Origin of the sequence: Acinetobacter ursingii DSM 16037 = CIP 107286, from assembly GCF_000368825.1 — a bacterium.
Taxonomy (GTDB): domain Bacteria; phylum Pseudomonadota; class Gammaproteobacteria; order Pseudomonadales; family Moraxellaceae; genus Acinetobacter; species Acinetobacter ursingii.
Window position 1 is genome coordinate 74,786 of sequence record NZ_KB849710.1, and the last position, 16,673, is coordinate 91,458.

The window sequence follows — 16,673 nt, forward strand, 5'->3', positions numbered from 1 at the left end:
TAAACCCCGCTAATTTATAGCGAGGTTTATATTAAAAAACAAGGATGATAAAAACTTAACCTTGCAACATACTCACATCCGCAATCGCGGTAAATAAACCACGTAACTGCGCCAGTAAACGTAAGCGATTGGCTTTGAGTTTTGGATCTTCTGCCATCACCATCACGTTGTCAAAGAATGCATCAATCGGCTCACGTAACGACGCCAATTGAGACAAGGCATCGGTATAGTTATGTGCTTCAAGCAAAGGTTGTACTATTGGAGTCACCGTTTGCAGTGCATTAAATAACGCGTATTCAGCATCTTCAACTAACAGCGAGGTATCCACATCACCGACAATCTGACCTTCTTTAGCCAAAATGTTGGCCACACGTTTATTGGCAGCAGCCAATGCCTGTGCTTCTGGCAAATTTTTAAAATGATTCACAGCTTTAACGCGATGATCAAAATCCAGTGGAGATTTTGGAGATAACGCCTGAACCGATTGAATCACATCAATGGCAACGCCCTGATCTTCATACATGGCACGGTAACGCGCCTCAATAAAGTTCAGCGCTTCATGTTGCGCTTTGACAGGCTCACGTAACTTGCCATGATAGTTTTCAGAAGCAATTTTGGTCAGTTCTACCAATGGCAAATCTAACTCTTTTTCAATCAATAGACGCAATACACCAATCGCAGCACGGCGTAAGCTGAACGGATCTTTAGAACCTGTCGGGGCTTGACCAATGCCAAAAATACCGACCAAGGTATCTAAACGATCTGCCAGTGCAAGCGCCGTACCCGTTTGAGTTTGTGGTAAAACATCACCTGAAAAACGTGGTAAATACTGCTCTGCAATCGCATCTGCAACTTCGCTTGGTAAACCTTCCAAACGTGCATAATAGGTTCCCGCAGTACCTTGTAATTCAGGGAATTCACCGACCAGTTCAGAGGTCAAATCGCATTTTGCCAAAAGACCTGCTTGCTCTGCGGCAGCACGATCACCATGAGTTAATATCGCGATCTGGCTTGCCAATTTGGCAATACGTAAAGATTTATCCCAGAGTGTCCCAAGTTCTGCCTGAAACACCATATTGGCCAATTTGTCTTTACGGCTGGCAAGCGGTTGTTTTTGATCTTGCAAGAAAAAGAATTCTGCATCGCTCAAACGTGGACGTACAACTTTCTCATTTCCTTCAATAATTTGAGTTGGATCTTTCGATTCAATATTGGAAATGGTAATGAAGTAGGGTTGCAGCTTGCCTTCACTATTGACCAGACAGAAATATTTCTGATTATCCTGCATGGTGGTAATTAAGGCTTCTTGTGGTACAGCAAGAAAGCGTTCTTCAAAACTTGCACGTAGTGCAACTGGCCATTCCACCAATGCAGTGACTTCATCGAGTAAGTCGTCAGGCACAATGGCAGTGGCATTGACTTCATCTGCCAATTGTTTCACTTGCTGCTGAATGGTGGTTTGACGTTTTGAAAAATCAGCCACCACATAGGCACTTTCAAGTGCAGTCAAATAATCATTGACATGATCCAAAGTGATCGCTTCAGGCGCATGGAAACGATGACCATAGGTAACATTACTGGCTGAATGATCCTGAATCGTGGCTGGAATGACTTGATCATCTTTAAGTAATACGACCCATTTTACTGGACGGACAAATTCGGTACGACTTGCAGCAGAACGCATGCGTTTAGCAATCGGTAAATTGTCTAACGCCGTTTGTAGAATATTTGGTAATAATTCATCAAGGCTTTGGCCTTTGATGTCTTTGTAGTAGCAGACTTTCTCAACTTTACCAGCCTGAAAGGTCGATACTTGATCCGCCTCAATCCCTTGACCACGCATAAAGCCTTCAAGGGCTTTGGTCGGTTTGCCTTCGCTATCATAAGCAGCCTGAAGCGCAGGGCCATCAAAGCGTTTTTGTGTATCCGCCTGAGCGCCATCAACATCCACAATTTTTAAAGCCAAGCGACGTGGTGCAGCATAGGCTTCCACTGTTGCAAAGTTTAAGCCCGCATCGGTTAAACCTTTGATGGTTTCTGCTTGTAGCGCATCACGTAATGTTTTTAAACTTTTTGGTGGCAGCTCTTCACAGCCAAGTTCAAATAAGACCGTATGTTGACTCATTATTTGTTCTCCGCTTTTTGCGCTTTGGCTGCATCACTTTCTGCTTGTGCTTTGAGTTGGGCTAAAACTTCATCACGTAAATGTGGCTCTGCCATTGGAAAGCCAAGTTCGGCACGCGCCTGAACATAACTTTGCGCAATGGCGCGAGCTAAAGTTCTTACACGCAAAATATAACGTTGACGCTCGGTGACTGAAATTGCGCCACGCGCATCCAATAAGTTGAAGGTATGCGATGCTTTAACCACTTGTTCATAGGCAGGTAAAGACAGTTTTGCCTCAATTAAACGAACTGCTTCTGATTCATAAAAATCAAATAATTCAAATAATTTCTCGACAGGGGCATATTCAAAGTTATAGGTCGATTGTTCCACTTCATTTTGGTGGAACACATCGCCATAGGTCACGGTTCCAAATTGACCTTTAGTCCAGACCAAGTCATAAACCGAATCAACCCCTTGTAGGTACATCGCCAGACGTTCTAAACCATAGGTAATTTCACCTGTGACTGGGTAACACTCAACACCGCCGACTTGCTGGAAGTAAGTAAACTGAGTGACTTCCATACCATTGAGCCAGACTTCCCAACCTAAGCCCCATGCGCCGAGTGTTGGAGATTCCCAGTTATCTTCGACAAAACGAATATCGTGAGTCAGAGTGTCAATCCCAATCGCCTTGAGGGAGTCTAGGTAAAGCTGTTGGATATTGTCTGGGTTTGGCTTAAGTACCACTTGAAATTGATAATAATGTTGTAAGCGGTTTGGGTTCTCACCATAGCGTCCATCTTTCGGACGACGCGAAGGTTGCACATAAGCGGCATTCCATGTTTCAGGGCCAAGTGCACGTAAGAAGGTCGCGGTATGGAATGTACCTGCACCCATTTCCATGTCGTAGGGTTGTAGAACGACGCAGCCTTGTTCGGCCCAATAGTTTTGTAGGGCAAGAATTAAGCCCTGAAAGGTATCAATATGCGATATGGCGCGACTCATGGTGCATCCACTAATAAAATCAAAGAAAAATTGCGTTCAAGTATAAGGATTTTAAAGGGGAGTGGCAAAGGTTCTGTCGAGTTCTTGCGAATAAAAAATAGCGGAGATTAAACTTCATCTTTTCTGCTGAATTTAGGCGTAGATTAGAGCTAAAAATAAACACAAAGGTTAATCGACATGGCCGACTTCAGAAAAATATCTAAACGATGGTGCGCGATATTCGGTGTCTTTGCCCTGATCATGCATACCCTTTCAGCTCAAGCGGCATGGTTGGCAGAGCGGCCACTTGCACAAAAAATAAAGCAAAAATTTGAACAAAGAACAACTGAGAACAATTCGCTATCATCACAATATCTTCAAGTTGATGCTATGCAGCGCAGCTATCAATTATATATCCCATCTTCTGCAAGGCAATCTGCTCGCCCAGTGGTGATTGCATTACATGGCGGAGGAGGCAATGCCAATCAAATGCTGAAACGCTGGCAAGCCATTGCACAACAACAAAACTTTATTTTAATTACGCCACAAGGCATAGGTGCAAATAGCAAAATGGGAACATGGAATGCATACGGTTGTTGTGGTCAAGCCGTGCAGAAGCAGGTAAATGATATTAAATTTATTCAGGTGGTTCTAAAAGATGCATCGCAGCATGCACTGCTTGATCCGCATCGAATTTATGTAGTGGGTTTTTCAAATGGAGGAATGTTGACGCATCAATTAGCCATCCACATGGGGCGACAACTGGCTGCTGTCGCGATCGTGTCAGGTGCATTATTTGGAGATGAAGCAATAGCAAAAGATGCAGTGCCTATTTTAATGATTCATGGTGAAAAAGATTCGGTGGTGCCTTTTCAGGGAGGAATAAGCCCAACTCGATTTGTTGCTAAAGCACAGCAACAACCGTTTCAATCGGTTGCTTATGCGATGAATTACTGGAAGACGGTCAATCAATGTCAAACAAAAGGCTTTATAGAGCAAACAGCACATTTTAGGATTGAAAAAAATCTAAACTGCAAAGCTGATGTCGTACTTTATGATATTGATCAGGGGCAACATGTCTGGCCAACTGCTGATCAGGCAGATGAAGGATTTGATGCGACGCAAGTGGTTTGGAATTTTTTCAAACAGCATGCACGTTAAAAGGAGGGAGAGATGACCAAGCTCAAAAATAGCTTATTTTTACTGAGCCTAATTTTCTTGGTAGAAACTGCAAATGCGCAGAATCCTGTTGAGTCAGATTTATATAGCCAATGCGTGGAAGAAACGATACAGAAGCAGCATTTTCCGAGTATTAATAACGCAGTGGTAGACGTCTGTAGTGGATACGCCAGAGGTCTTTATGAAAAGCAGATTGTACAATTGCTAGATCAGATCAAAACAACTGGAAGTCCTGAGCGATATAACAAGATTATGAAGTCACAGCAGCTTTGGAAACAATATGTCGATCAGGAATGTCAAAATGCAGGGGATTATATAGGTTCTCCAATGTATGGATTTTGTCCAATGCTTGAATATCAACATCGGGTAGAACAACTACAGGAATACATCAATTAAAATGATGAGCAAATTTTCTGATTCTCTTAAGATATAATACAAATACATTTTTAAGAAAAATCCGCTTATACTTTTGTAACTCAGGCAAGATCAAAACCTAGGTGAGCGGTGAGAGATATACAGCAAGATTGGCTTTCAGCCTTAAAACCAAATTTCAAGATTCTTCCTTTTAAAGAACGACTTTTTTGTAGCATCGGCGCATTATGTGGTTTAGCCATTTCTTCACTCATTAGCTGGTATGTCTTGGGTGGCATAAATCCATGGTATATCGCGCCGATGGGGGCATCCTCTGTTTTGTTATTTGCTGTCCCATCAAGTCCTTTGGCGCAGCCGTGGAATATGCTGATCGGGAATACTATTGCTGCTACTGTGGGAGTCGCGTGTTCCACGTGGATTCCAGATTTAACGAGCGCATTTAGCTTGGCAGTAGGTCTCACTATTTTTCTGATGATGACTAGCGACTCATTGCATCCTCCCAGTGGCGCAGTTGCAATCACCGCGGTGTTAGGCGGAGAGGCTGTTCACCGTTTAGGTTTTAACTTTGTGATATACCCAGTGTTACTGAATTCAGTATTATTGCTGGCATTTGCCTTGTGTTTTAATCGATTGATTGGCCGACATTATCCTTATCCAAAACATCTTAATTCACGTTCTAAAGACCCGACACCGACACAAAAGGTCAGTATTCAGCCACAAGATATTCAACGTGCACTGCATGAACACACAGAGTTGCTCGATATTAGCCAATACGATCTGGAAAAAATCATCTTGGAAGCGCAGGAGCTAGCCCACCAACGCCAAGTCAATGTCTATCGATGTCAGGATATTATGAGTAAAGACCTTATTACACTCGATGAAAATGATGATATTCATAAAGCACTAGATAAATTTAAATACAATAATCTCATGAGCTTACCTGTTATTCACAAGGATAATCATATTGTGGGGACATTGGCTTTATATGATGTGGTGGAATGGTTTAAACGCGCGGCAGATCCGAGAGCTTCATGGGAGCATCTGGTCAAACAAATTATGAATCGCAAAGTGGTAACGGTGATGCCGTTACAACCTATTCAGGATTTGGTGCCTTATTTTGTGGAAAAATCGTTTAACTATATTCCTGTGGTTCAGGATCAAAAATTGATTGGAATTATTAGCCGTGCCGATATGATTGCCGCATTACAACAGCAGTTAGTGCATATTCAAGCATCATCAGGTTGATTGAGCATTTTTAGCCAAAAAAAAGCTACGATTGCATTTTAGGGGGATCACAATCGTAGCGACCAGAATAACAAGGTCAAATGATGTTGGGTTTAACGTCTCATCCGTTGTTCTTCATGTACTGTTCGAATGGGCTGCTGATAGCTTTGCTGATATGGCAGACGTTCAGTTTGTTTGGGCATAACCAACCATAAAATCAGATACACCAATATGCCAGGGAAAGCAGCACTCATGACCGAAATGATGACGAAAATAAGCCGTAATAAATTTGCATTCCAACCAAAACGTTCAGCAATACCGCCCATGACACCGGCGATCAAATGTTGTCGGTTAGAACGATATAAACCAGTATTGGCCATTCAGAATATCTCCTCAGATAAAAATAAATACATCTCCAATTTATGTTTTGGGTATGTAATTTATAAAATGGGGAAGATCTCAACGCTTTAAAGGTATATAAGCTAAAAAATCGTTATTTTATGTAAGCAAAATCACTGACTAAAAGCTGAAATAGATAAACTTGCACCAATTTCACGCAGAATTTGAATTTTTTAAATAAGATCAATCTCTCAGTGTGAGATCCAGAACATAATCATGATCTTAAATTTATGATATGGCGTTATTTCCCTGAAAATAGAGGAAAACGCTAAAGATACTCATCTATGTCTTATTCAAAAAACGCTTCGGTAAGCTTTACGTTGATGCAAACACGGTTGCTATTGGTGTTGTTATTCAGTCTCGGATTATCAGCATGTGATCAACATCATGCTCAGCCTGATATTGCATCAAGCGATCCTATGGCAGCGTCATCCGTTGCAGAAGATTCCGCTCATGATGACGAAGATCAGGGCAGTAAATTGGTGGATGTCGCTGGTCAGGCAACATTGCCAGTTGAAACACCGCCGAATCAGAAAAAGTCTACGTCATTGTCTCCAGAGGCATTGAAATATACTGGACGTTATCATGTACACATTCCTTGTTCTGATCCAGTTGCGCTTTGCAAAGAGCCTGAAGGACAGATTGATTATGTGATCAGCTTATTGCAGGATGGAACGGCTTACCGCCAAAGAATTAGTACAGGGCGGATCGTGATCGATGAAAGACAAAACACTAAAATATCTCAGCCAGATGCGTGGACAATCGATAGTGCTCAGAAAGAAATTAGTGTCAGTGTTTTTGGTGGAGGAAACCTTTATTTTAAAATTATCGACTCTGAACGTATAAAAACCGATCTGGATAAAATTAAAAATACAAATAATGGCGAAAACCGTAGAAATTTGGGTGAGAATTTCGTTTTACCTCAGAAAAGCCGTATCCTGACTAAGCTTACTGATTAGATGGAAATAGAAAGTAAAAGTAAAAAAAAGGATGCCTCAAAGGCATCCTTTTTGATCACTGGAGTTTTAACGAGACTTAGTAGTCAAAACTAAAATGCTCTGGTGCTAATGATGTTAATGCACGAGATGGTGTAACCATTGATTCAGCATGACCTTGTGCACGTGGCAACAAACGATCAAAGTAGAAATCTGCAACTTTAATTTTGGCTTTATAGAATTCAGGTGTTTCTTTACCGTCACCTGCTTCTAGTTTCTCAGATGCAATCACGGCTTGTTGTGCCCAGAAATAAGCCATCATGGCATAACCTGAGAACATTAAATAATCTACTGAAGCAGATGAAACGATGTCACGGTCTTTACGTGCAGCGAGCATGATGCGGACAGTTAAAGTATTCCATTGCGCACAGATTTTGGTGAGATCCCATGCAAAGCGACGCAAGTATTTGTTACGTGCATGACGGCCACAGAATTTTAAAATTTCAGCAGTATAGTCACGAACGACTTTACCTTTAGACGATAACAGTACTTTACGACCAATCAAATCGAGTGCTTGGACACCAGTAGTACCTTCATAAAGTGTTGAGATACGTGCATCACGAGCAATTTGCTCCATGCCCCATTCGCGAATATAACCGTGACCACCGTATACTTGCATACCATGATTCGCAGCTTCCAAACCAAGCTCAGTCAAGAAACCTTTTAGAATCGGGGTAAAGAAGCCCAGTTTGTCGTCATAGTCTTCAAATTTAGCTTGGTCACCTGTAATTAATGCGTCGGTCATTTTATCTGCAAGTTGTGCTGCATGATAAATCATTGAACGACCACCTTCCGCGATGGCTTTTTGAGTCAGCAACATACGACGGACATCGGCATGATGAATAATTGCATCAGCGACTTTATCTGGATCTTTTTTACCAGAAAGGGCACGCATCGACATACGATCTTTGGCATATGGTAACGCACCTTGGAAAGACAATTCAGCATGCGCGATACCCTGAACCGCTGTTCCAATACGGGCTGTATTCATAAAGGTAAACATCGCATGCAGACCTTTATTCACTTCACCAATCAGGTAACCTGTTGCACCGTCAAAATTAAGCACTGCCGTTGCAGAAGCTTTAATTCCCATTTTGTGTTCAATTGATCCACAAACAACACCGTTACGCTCACCTACACCGCCATCCGCAGTAGGGAGGAATTTAGGCACGATGAACAATGAAATACCACGTGTACCCGCAGGTGCATCTGGAAGACGAGCCAATACGATATGAATGATATTATCTGTTAAGTCATGCTCACCCGCAGAAATAAAGATTTTAGTGCCAGAGATTTTGTATGTGCCGTCTGCCTGTGGTTCTGCTTTAGCTTTAACTTGTCCCAAATCTGTACCACATTGTGGTTCAGTTAAACACATGGTGCCAGACCAAGTCCCTTCAACCAGCTTTGGCATGTAAGTCGCTTTTTGTTCATCTGTACCAAATTGCATGATGGTATTCATACAGCCCATGCTCAGACCTGGATACATGGTAAATGACCAGTTCGCCGTTCCCATCATTTCAGATTTGATCAGGTTCAATGACATTGGTAAGCCTTGACCACCAAATTCTTCTGGATAAGACAGACCTTGCCAGCCGCCTTGTACGAACTGGTCGTAAGCTTCTTTAAAGCCTTTTGGTGTTTTCACTTCACCATTGTCAAAATGACAACCTTCTTCATCACCACTTTGATTAAGCGGCGAAAGTACATTTTCACAGTAGTCGGCTGCGCCTTCTAAAATCATATCTACTGTATCTGCATCGGCATTTTCACCGTTAGATAACGTTTTATAGTGAGAAGCATAATCAAATACTTCATTCATTAAGAAGCGAATGTCACGGAGCGGGGCTTTATACGCTGGCATAGTCTTTAATCCTAAATTTAGAAATAGTTCTGGATTATCTGTATCGATGCTAGGGATTATTCCTACTCATCTTTAAAAATACATTGATACTCGGTTATGAAAAAAATGTCAGAAAAGCGAATTTTGTAGATTTGGACAAAGGCTTTTTGATGATTTTCTGATAAAGTCCGAGTGTATGGTTCTGATTTAAAAATAATCATATTAGGCTAGTAACTATAACTATATTAAAGGTGTAAAGCGTGAAAGTGCGTTTAAAATATTTAACATATTGTGTACTTGGTTTAAGTCTTTCGGGGTGCACTCAACATGTCATTAAAACCAATTCGGTGAATCAAACCGATCGTGAGCGTATCATTTCTGGTTTAAATGCAATCTATGAAACCCCAAGTTATGATTATTCTGGTCAATTTAAAGTCAACATTCAGCCAAAGCCGCAAAACAATACCGTAAAGAATGCTGCATCTGAGCAAAAACTTGATCAAAAGCTACAACAAAAGATTGATCGCTCTTTGCTTGAACAAGGAGTTCGCCTCTCTGCACAACAAAAACAACAGTTATATGGTGCAATTGCGCAACAAAGCCTACGTGCAAATAATCAGGGGTCTTTGGGTAATTTAGATAAAATGATGGATATTGGGATCAATATCCTCAACGATGTGCAGTTTAGTTACGATGGGTCGGTACATTATCGTGAACGAATGGGATCGTTCAATTTAACCGCACGTTATGAAAAGCCAACATTATTGGTACAGGCGAAATTGCCAATGATTTTGGATTTTAAAGATTATAAATTTTATACCAACTATTTTGCATTTATGCCGTATTTGGTTAATCGCGAAAATCAGAGCAATCTTGCTTATATCGATTTCTCCAAATATCAAAATATTTTTAAACAAGTTGATTTGAAAAAATTGGTGGAATATCTCAAAGCTTCAGGTGCGGTGTCTTATGTATTGGCTCAACCTGAACAGTTCCAGACCTTGCCGTTAAGTGATCAGGATAGATCAGCAGGAATTGTTAGAAAAATAAGTATAAACAGTACCTTAGAAGAAGTGATGTTGCAAACTGATCTTTATAATAAAGTCAATGCACAATATTTAACTCAGTCAGTATTAGGCTTTAAAGAAAACTCATTTGAGCAATGGGCAGATAACAAAGCAGCGGCATTGGCAACAAAAGCTTCCGAAACTTCTGCAAATCAGTCTCCTGAGCTTGAGGCGCATGATGCCAGTCGAAAACTGTACGCGATGGTGACTGAAAAATTAGGGGTTACAGAGTCCGATCTTGCTGAGCAGTCCGATCAAACGGAGGATGAAATTCAAGCAAATACTGATGTGTTATTACCTGATGCTGAAGATCATGACCTTAGCCAAAGTCAGGATTCGATGCTTTTAACTGAAGCGCAATGTACCGATTTGCAAAGATCTCAAAAATCGATGTTCTACGGTGATATCCATTATTGTCAAGAATATTATGGAATCGATCTGTTCGGCACCGCTCAAATCAGTAACAACGATCAGCAGATTCAACAAAAGAAATTAGAAAGCACGTTTGCAGCTTATGATCAAAATCAATTCATTGATGATCAAGCATTTAAAGCACTTTGGCTTAAACATCATTCTGAAATTGATCAAACTTTGCCCGCTGTCAAAGCGCGCACACCTTTGACGATGAATGTGGGCTTAGATGCACAAGGGCGTTTGGTCAGTGCTGATTATGACCTGAGTCTTTTATTGCCTCAAACCAATCGACGTATGCATTTTAATATGGAGATGCAGGTCAGTAATTATGGAAAAGGAACGCCCATTTCTCGTCAACAGCTTAAACAGGCAAAATCACTGAGTGAAGTGAGTAAGGGTTCTTTTCTTGAAAAAGTCGTGGGTGGTCTAACCCGGTCATTAGAGAATGAAATAGATACCACTACAAATGCTTCATGGTCATGGGATGAACAGCTTCAGCAATTGGCGGCGCAGGTTTATGAGCAAACGCATTCTTATGAAAAAACATTTAACGCCATTTTTATTGCTCATTTGAGTGCAAATGAGCCTGAATATGTGAAACATTTTTCTGCGCAAGATTTAAAAGATATTGCGCGGGTTTATGCGTATTGGTTTTCCGATGAAGATATTTATAACCCGCGAGGACAGGCACTCAAACAAATTCAGGCTTTACAGCAAAAGCATCATTTAGAGGCGGATGAGCAATTTGATCAAGAGCTGGGTGCTATGGTGGATGAGATTGTAACTCAGACAATGATGCAGTCAGGAGAACGGCAGCAGTGGCAGCAACTCAAGAAAAGCTATAAAAAAACCGCAACAACTGTTTGCAGTTCAGTATCAGGCCCTTTTTGAAAAACAGGAGGGTGTTGATTTATCAACGCGCCCACTGTTGATTCAGACCTCTAAAATCTTAGGGCAGGTCTTTGTAGATGCGCATCAACATAAACTGACTGAACAATCTTTACAGGGATTGACTCAACAGCATTTGGAATATATTGATTATCAATTATTCGAACAGCTCTATCGTCAGATGTTGACTGAATAAGAACCATATTTTTGAAATAGCAAGCTACGTTCCAAGATGGACGTAGCTTATTTATATGTTGATTTAATCATGTATTTACAGGAATTCTTTGATTGCTGGTTTAACACCATGCCAAATGGCAAAAGCTTCTACAGCCTGACCAACGAGCATACCAAAACCTTCAGCCGTTGGCACACCACGAGCTTTGGCTTGGTCAATAAAGGTGGATGGTTTGCCATAAGCCATTTCATAAGCATGATCAAATTTAAGCTTTGACGGTAACACTAATGCCTCGCCACTGAGACTGGCAGATGTTGCATTGATAACCAAATCATATTCACCTGAGAGCTTAGAAAGCTGCATCATATTCAGTTGAGCCTCTGGAACAGAAGATTCAAGATCACTGATTAATTGTTCTGCACGGGTGAGTGTGCGGTTGGCAATAGTGATCTGTTTTGCGCCTGCTTTAACCAAGGGATAAATCACGCCTCGCGTTGCGCCACCCGCACCCAAAATTAAAATACGAGTATTTTTGAGTGACCAATTTAACGCTAAAATGGCATCGACCAGACCTTGTCCATCAGTATTGTCGCCAAATAACTGCCCGTCTTTTTTCCACAAAGTATTGACTGCTTTGGCAATCTGCGCGCGCTCTGTAAGGACGTCACACATTGCATAGGCTTGTTCTTTAAAAGGTACAGTCACATTCATTCCTGAACCGCCCTGTGCAAAGAACTCAGTGACACTTTTTTCAAAACCATCCAAAGGTGCCAGACGCTTTTGATAACTCAATTCAATCCCTAATTTTTCAGCAAAAGCATAATGTAACTCTGGAGAACGTGATTGCTCAATCGGATTGCCAATTACCGCAAATTGTCCTGTCATTGCGAAGCTCCATCACTATCAAAAAATGGAATCACTATACGCTAAAAATGACCGCAAAATAAATGAGGTTTCTGCGAGATTGTTAGATGGCCTTTGTGCGTGCATTTGTAGCTTTATGATGTGTTTATGTTGCGAGTAATTGCCTAATTTTTTTGATCTGATCAAAATGTAAACGCTATTGGATATTTCTTCTTATAAATAATATCGCTTAATAATTTAAGTTGTGACACAACAAAAATGGAGAACAATAATGACATCAAACTTCAACCCGCTAGAGCTTCTGGCGGAGAGAGTGACACCGTTGGTGGTCGACCATAGTCAACTAGAAATCGATATCGATAAAAAGGCCTCATTACTTAAACAGTTTTACCCGATTATGCTGGCGTTATTTCATAAATTTCCTGACCGATTAAATAGCATATTACATGGCAGTCAGGCACCGCTACAGGAGTTGTTGGGAAATCATCAAGGCGTTTTAAATGAAATTCTGGATGCATTTTCAAAACATCATAGTTTACAGCCCGCAACGATCGAATCTCTTTTCAATCACGCGATTCCTCTCAGTGCCAGAGCATTGAAAGAGGAGGTGGGTGAGGAAAATATTGTTTCTTACATCGGTTCTTATCTACCTCAAATAACCAGTCAGCTGCCAGCATGGTCAGCACCTATTTTATCAGGTTTGGGGTTGGGCAGCTTATTTCATACGGCATCGGCGAGTCAGTCATTCAAAACACCACCCGCAGATTCATCGGGAGGCGGCTTTAAAAAGTTCCTGCCGTGGCTAGCTTTAATTATTCTTGCCTTATTACTTTTATTGTTCTGGCGTTCTTGCCAAAAACAGACACCTGCACCGAACAGTGTCGCAGAGCCTACAGCAAGTTCTGAAGTCGCGCCAACAGTGGCTGCTACGTCTCCTGCATCCCTAAGTTTGACTTCTGGAACAGGAAATCAGGTTTTAGGTTGTCAGTCCAATGTGGGAGACAGTGGTCTTGCGTCTCTTCTACAGACTGGAATAGCCAAAGTCTTTGGTACAGGTGTAAATTGTAATATTGCCACAGATTCAGCCTATGCCACACAATTACCAGCGCAGGAGAAACTGGATGCCATTTTAAATCTGGTGAAAGAAGTTCCGAATGCAAGCATTGAGTGGGTGGGTGATCAGTTAACTGTGAATGCACCAGATGCAAATGCTCTAAAAGGTCTGATTGAAAAAATTAAAGCATTGGCGCCTGAATTAAATGTCGTTTCAGCAGCTCCTTTAAATGTTGAGCAGTCTGTAAATAACAGTATTGATGCGAGTACTCAAGCTTTAACAGGATTAAATGAATCCTCAAGTCCAGAGCAAATTGTACGTGCCTTAAATATGCAGATTATTAATTTTGCTAGCGGTTCTGCAACTATTCCAGATGCCAATAAAGCCGTGTTGGATCAGGCTGCTGGACTGTTGCAAAAAGTTCCAAATCTTGCATTAAATGTGGAAGGCTATACCGATTCAACGGGGAATGCTGAGACCAATAAAGCCCTTTCACAAAAACGTGCGCAAGCAGTTGTGGATTATTTAACTGGAAAAGGCGTAAGTAGTTCAAGCTTAAAAGCAGTAGGTTATGGTTCTGAACATCCAGTGGCAGATAACGAAACTGAACAAGGTAAGTTCCGTAATCGCCGGATTGAGTTTAAGTTGGCAGGTTCTTGATTTAAATAATATTTAAAATTTAAACATAGGTAAAAGTCGTCTGAATCAGGCGGCTTTTATTTTTGTGGATGCTTTAAATTTAGGGTATTTGGAGACTATGATTTACAAACAACAAGATGTGTGGAATTTTGCAGGGGGGATATATCGAAGTTTTGATCGTATCGGAATATTATGGATTACAAATGGATTCAATTTCTTCAATGAAGAAAATCACAGCAGCCAAAAATAAACCTATACCAGCAAGCACAGTCACAGAAATCGAAATACTATCTGAATAAACATTTTCATATTCGATGGTAATACCAGAAGAAATCACTACAGTAGCAATCAAGGCATATAAAACCAGCATACGATGCTTTTCTAAAATGTTAGACATAATATGACCCTTTCATTTTTTTAAATTAGATCAAAACAATATGAAATCAAGATGACAAACAGTTGCTGCTTTACTGTGTGGGGGCTTTTTTCAATCATGTAATGACATGAACTTTCATGTACTAGCAGCATAACGCATCACAGCAAACATTCAAGAGACGATTTAATAATAAATACTCTCATTTGCAAGTGAATATTACAGTTCTGCTAACCAATCATGAGGTTTTAGATAATAATCAGTGAGTTGCTTCTCAATGGAGTGTTCATCCCATTCTGGACGATAAGACCAAGCGGCAAGATTAGGAAGACTGACTAGAATTGATTCAATTCGTCCGCCTGTTTGTAGACCAAATAACGTACCACGGTCATACACTAGATTGTATTCAACATAGCGGCCACGTCGATATAACTGAAATTCTCGCTGTGCTTCGGTATAAGGCTGTTCACGATGTTTCTCAAAAATTGGAAGAATGGCGTCGAGATAACCATTGCCAACGGCTTTGATATAGTCAAAACAAGTGTCAAAATCCCACTGATTTAAGTCATCAAAAAATAAACCACCGATCCCACGTTGTTCATCACGATGTTTCAAATAAAAATAATCATCACACCATTTTTTATGTTCAGCATAAACATGTTCGCCAAAAGGCTGACACAAATCAAAAGCAGTTTGATGCCAATGTTTGATATCTTGATTGTCTGGGTAAAACGGCGTTAAATCAAAACCACCACCAAACCACCAGATAGGTTCCTGACCTTCAGGTTCAGCCACGAATAAACGGACATTGGCATGAGAAGTGGGAATATTGGGGTTTTTAGGATGAATCACCAATGACACGCCTAATGCTTGCGCTTTAGCACCTGCGATATTGGGATGACGTTGTGTCGCAGAAGCGGGGAGTTGGCGAATATCAATATGTGAAAACATCACGCCGCCTTTTTCGATCACTTCTCCGTCTTGCAAAACACGAGAGCGTCCGCCGCCACCTTCTGCACGTTGCCAGTCATCAATCATAAACTGTGCAGAACCGCCGCCGCGTTGTTCTTGTTGTTCTAATGCAGCACAAATCCGTGCCTGTAGGTCGAGTAAAAATTCACGTACTCGTAGAATATCAGCCGAAGTTGGATGCTGCATGAGGACCTCAAATGATCTTATTTTCTTTAGATGAAGCATAAAGAAAGCGTGAGAATAAGTAAAAAAGGATTTTATTCAGTCAATGAATAAAATCCCTTGAAATGTAAATGCGAGAATAACGTGAAATTAGAAATCATCTTTTTTATATAAATGATCCATACGTTCACGTTTAGTTTTCAAGTAATGCTCATTAAAAGGATTACGTCCAACCGTGAGTGGAACACGCTCAACTACATTGATCCCCAAATCAGTCAAAGCTTTTAATTTGAGAGGATTATTGGTGATTAATTTAACTGCTTTGACCTGCAAATGATCCAGCATAATGGTACACATATCATAGTGACGTGCATCCGCAGGAAGATTCAATAAAAGATTGGCATCGACTGTGTCGTGTCCCTGATCCTGTAAAGCATAAGCACGAATTTTATTGGTCAATCCAATACCACGGCCTTCCTGACGCAAATATAAAATAACGCCTTTACCCGTATCATTAATGAGCTGTTGTGTCGCCTGCAACTGCGGGCCGCAATCACATTTGAGTGAGGCAAAAGCATCGCCCGTGAGACACTCAGAGTGAATACGTACCAGCACAGGTTCATTCGGCGCACTTTCTAAACCTTTGGATAATGCGACATGCTCTTCACCCGTTTCAGGATCTTGAAACACCGAAATATTGAAGTCACCAAACTTGGTCGGGAGTTTTGACGTTGCGACAAATTCGATAGCCACTAATTACATATCTCATCAGGAAAACGGCTAAAGTATAGCGTACTGGTCATATATTGGTAGAATTGAACTGCTGAATTTATGCATAATAATTTCTTTTTTGTATAATGCACACGATAATAGTTGATAAACAGTAAGATTATTCTGGATAATCTAGCCAACCACGCCGCAGGGAAAATTTCCCTGCGACCTTGTTAGAAATGTGGCTGATTG

15 protein-coding genes are annotated in these 16,673 nt (G+C 40.9%); 7 read left to right on the plus strand and 8 right to left on the minus strand.

Annotated features, from left to right (window positions below):
* Window positions 1–55: 55 nt before the first annotated feature.
* Together glyS and glyQ are read right to left on the minus strand one after the other, a co-directional pair.
* Entirely contained in the window at window positions 56–2,125 is a 2,070-nt protein-coding gene (gene glyS, locus F944_RS00390; protein WP_004985248.1) for a glycine--tRNA ligase subunit beta, read from the minus strand.
* Entirely contained in the window at window positions 2,125–3,111 is a 987-nt protein-coding gene (gene glyQ, locus F944_RS00395) for a glycine--tRNA ligase subunit alpha (protein WP_004985249.1), read from the minus strand. The genes glyS and glyQ overlap by 1 nt, the downstream gene beginning before the upstream one ends.
* 177 nt (window positions 3,112–3,288) lie before the next feature.
* Here glyQ and F944_RS00400 point away from each other — a divergent pair, with 177 nt between their 5' ends.
* The 3 genes from F944_RS00400 (at window position 3,289) to F944_RS00410 (ending at window position 5,886) form a co-directional block, all read left to right on the plus strand.
* On the plus strand, window positions 3,289–4,251 hold the full coding sequence (locus F944_RS00400) for a CE1 family esterase (protein ID WP_004985250.1): 963 nt from the start codon (window positions 3,289–3,291) through the stop codon (window positions 4,249–4,251).
* Window positions 4,252–4,263: 12 nt separating this feature from the next.
* Entirely contained in the window at window positions 4,264–4,665 is a 402-nt protein-coding gene (locus tag F944_RS00405; RefSeq protein ID WP_004985251.1) for a lysozyme inhibitor LprI family protein, read from the plus strand.
* Between the two features lie 108 nt (window positions 4,666–4,773).
* On the plus strand, window positions 4,774–5,886 hold the full coding sequence (locus F944_RS00410) for an HPP family protein (RefSeq protein WP_004985252.1): 1,113 nt from the start codon (window positions 4,774–4,776) through the stop codon (window positions 5,884–5,886).
* Window positions 5,887–5,978: 92 nt separating this feature from the next.
* Here the strand turns inward: F944_RS00410 and F944_RS00415 are convergent, their stop codons facing one another.
* Window positions 5,979–6,245: a PspC domain-containing protein gene (locus F944_RS00415; RefSeq protein WP_004985253.1), complete on the minus strand. Its 267-nt coding sequence runs from the start codon at window positions 6,243–6,245 to the stop codon at window positions 5,979–5,981.
* A 303-nt stretch (window positions 6,246–6,548) separates the two neighbouring features.
* On the opposite strand from F944_RS00415, the gene F944_RS00420 reads away from it, so the two are divergent.
* Window positions 6,549–7,223, plus strand: a complete 675-nt coding sequence (locus F944_RS00420) for a hypothetical protein (protein ID WP_010588688.1) — start codon at window positions 6,549–6,551, stop codon at window positions 7,221–7,223.
* Between the two features lie 76 nt (window positions 7,224–7,299).
* On the opposite strand, the gene F944_RS00425 is transcribed toward F944_RS00420, so the two are convergent.
* Complete coding sequence (locus F944_RS00425; RefSeq protein WP_004985260.1) at window positions 7,300–9,123, minus strand: acyl-CoA dehydrogenase C-terminal domain-containing protein; 1,824 nt, start codon at window positions 9,121–9,123, stop codon at window positions 7,300–7,302.
* A gap of 239 nt (window positions 9,124–9,362) precedes the next feature.
* Here F944_RS00425 and F944_RS00430 point away from each other — a divergent pair, with 239 nt between their 5' ends.
* Both F944_RS00430 and F944_RS17430 read left to right on the plus strand, forming a co-directional pair.
* Window positions 9,363–11,474, plus strand: a complete 2,112-nt coding sequence (locus tag F944_RS00430; RefSeq protein ID WP_004985261.1) for a hypothetical protein — start codon at window positions 9,363–9,365, stop codon at window positions 11,472–11,474.
* 37 nt (window positions 11,475–11,511) lie between these two features.
* Window positions 11,512–11,667, plus strand: coding sequence for a hypothetical protein (locus F944_RS17430; RefSeq protein ID WP_154647387.1), 156 nt, complete (start codon window positions 11,512–11,514; stop codon window positions 11,665–11,667).
* Window positions 11,668–11,742: 75 nt separating this feature from the next.
* On the opposite strand, the gene aroE is transcribed toward F944_RS17430, so the two are convergent.
* Window positions 11,743–12,531, minus strand: a complete 789-nt coding sequence (aroE, locus tag F944_RS00435; RefSeq protein ID WP_004985264.1) for a shikimate dehydrogenase — start codon at window positions 12,529–12,531, stop codon at window positions 11,743–11,745.
* Window positions 12,532–12,781: 250 nt separating this feature from the next.
* Here aroE and F944_RS00440 point away from each other — a divergent pair, with 250 nt between their 5' ends.
* Window positions 12,782–14,224, plus strand: a complete 1,443-nt coding sequence (locus tag F944_RS00440; protein ID WP_004985268.1) for an OmpA family protein — start codon at window positions 12,782–12,784, stop codon at window positions 14,222–14,224.
* A gap of 169 nt (window positions 14,225–14,393) precedes the next feature.
* On the opposite strand, the gene F944_RS00445 is transcribed toward F944_RS00440, so the two are convergent.
* From F944_RS00445 to ribA, 3 genes are all read right to left on the minus strand, one after another.
* On the minus strand, window positions 14,394–14,600 hold the full coding sequence (locus F944_RS00445) for a hypothetical protein (RefSeq protein WP_004985269.1): 207 nt from the start codon (window positions 14,598–14,600) through the stop codon (window positions 14,394–14,396).
* 195 nt (window positions 14,601–14,795) lie between these two features.
* Window positions 14,796–15,734, minus strand: a complete 939-nt coding sequence (gene hemF, locus F944_RS00450) for an oxygen-dependent coproporphyrinogen oxidase (protein ID WP_004985272.1) — start codon at window positions 15,732–15,734, stop codon at window positions 14,796–14,798.
* Window positions 15,735–15,860: 126 nt separating this feature from the next.
* A complete protein-coding gene (ribA, locus tag F944_RS00455) occupies window positions 15,861–16,463 on the minus strand; it encodes a GTP cyclohydrolase II (protein WP_004985274.1) in 603 nt (200 codons plus the stop codon).
* Window positions 16,464–16,673 lie beyond the last annotated feature (210 nt).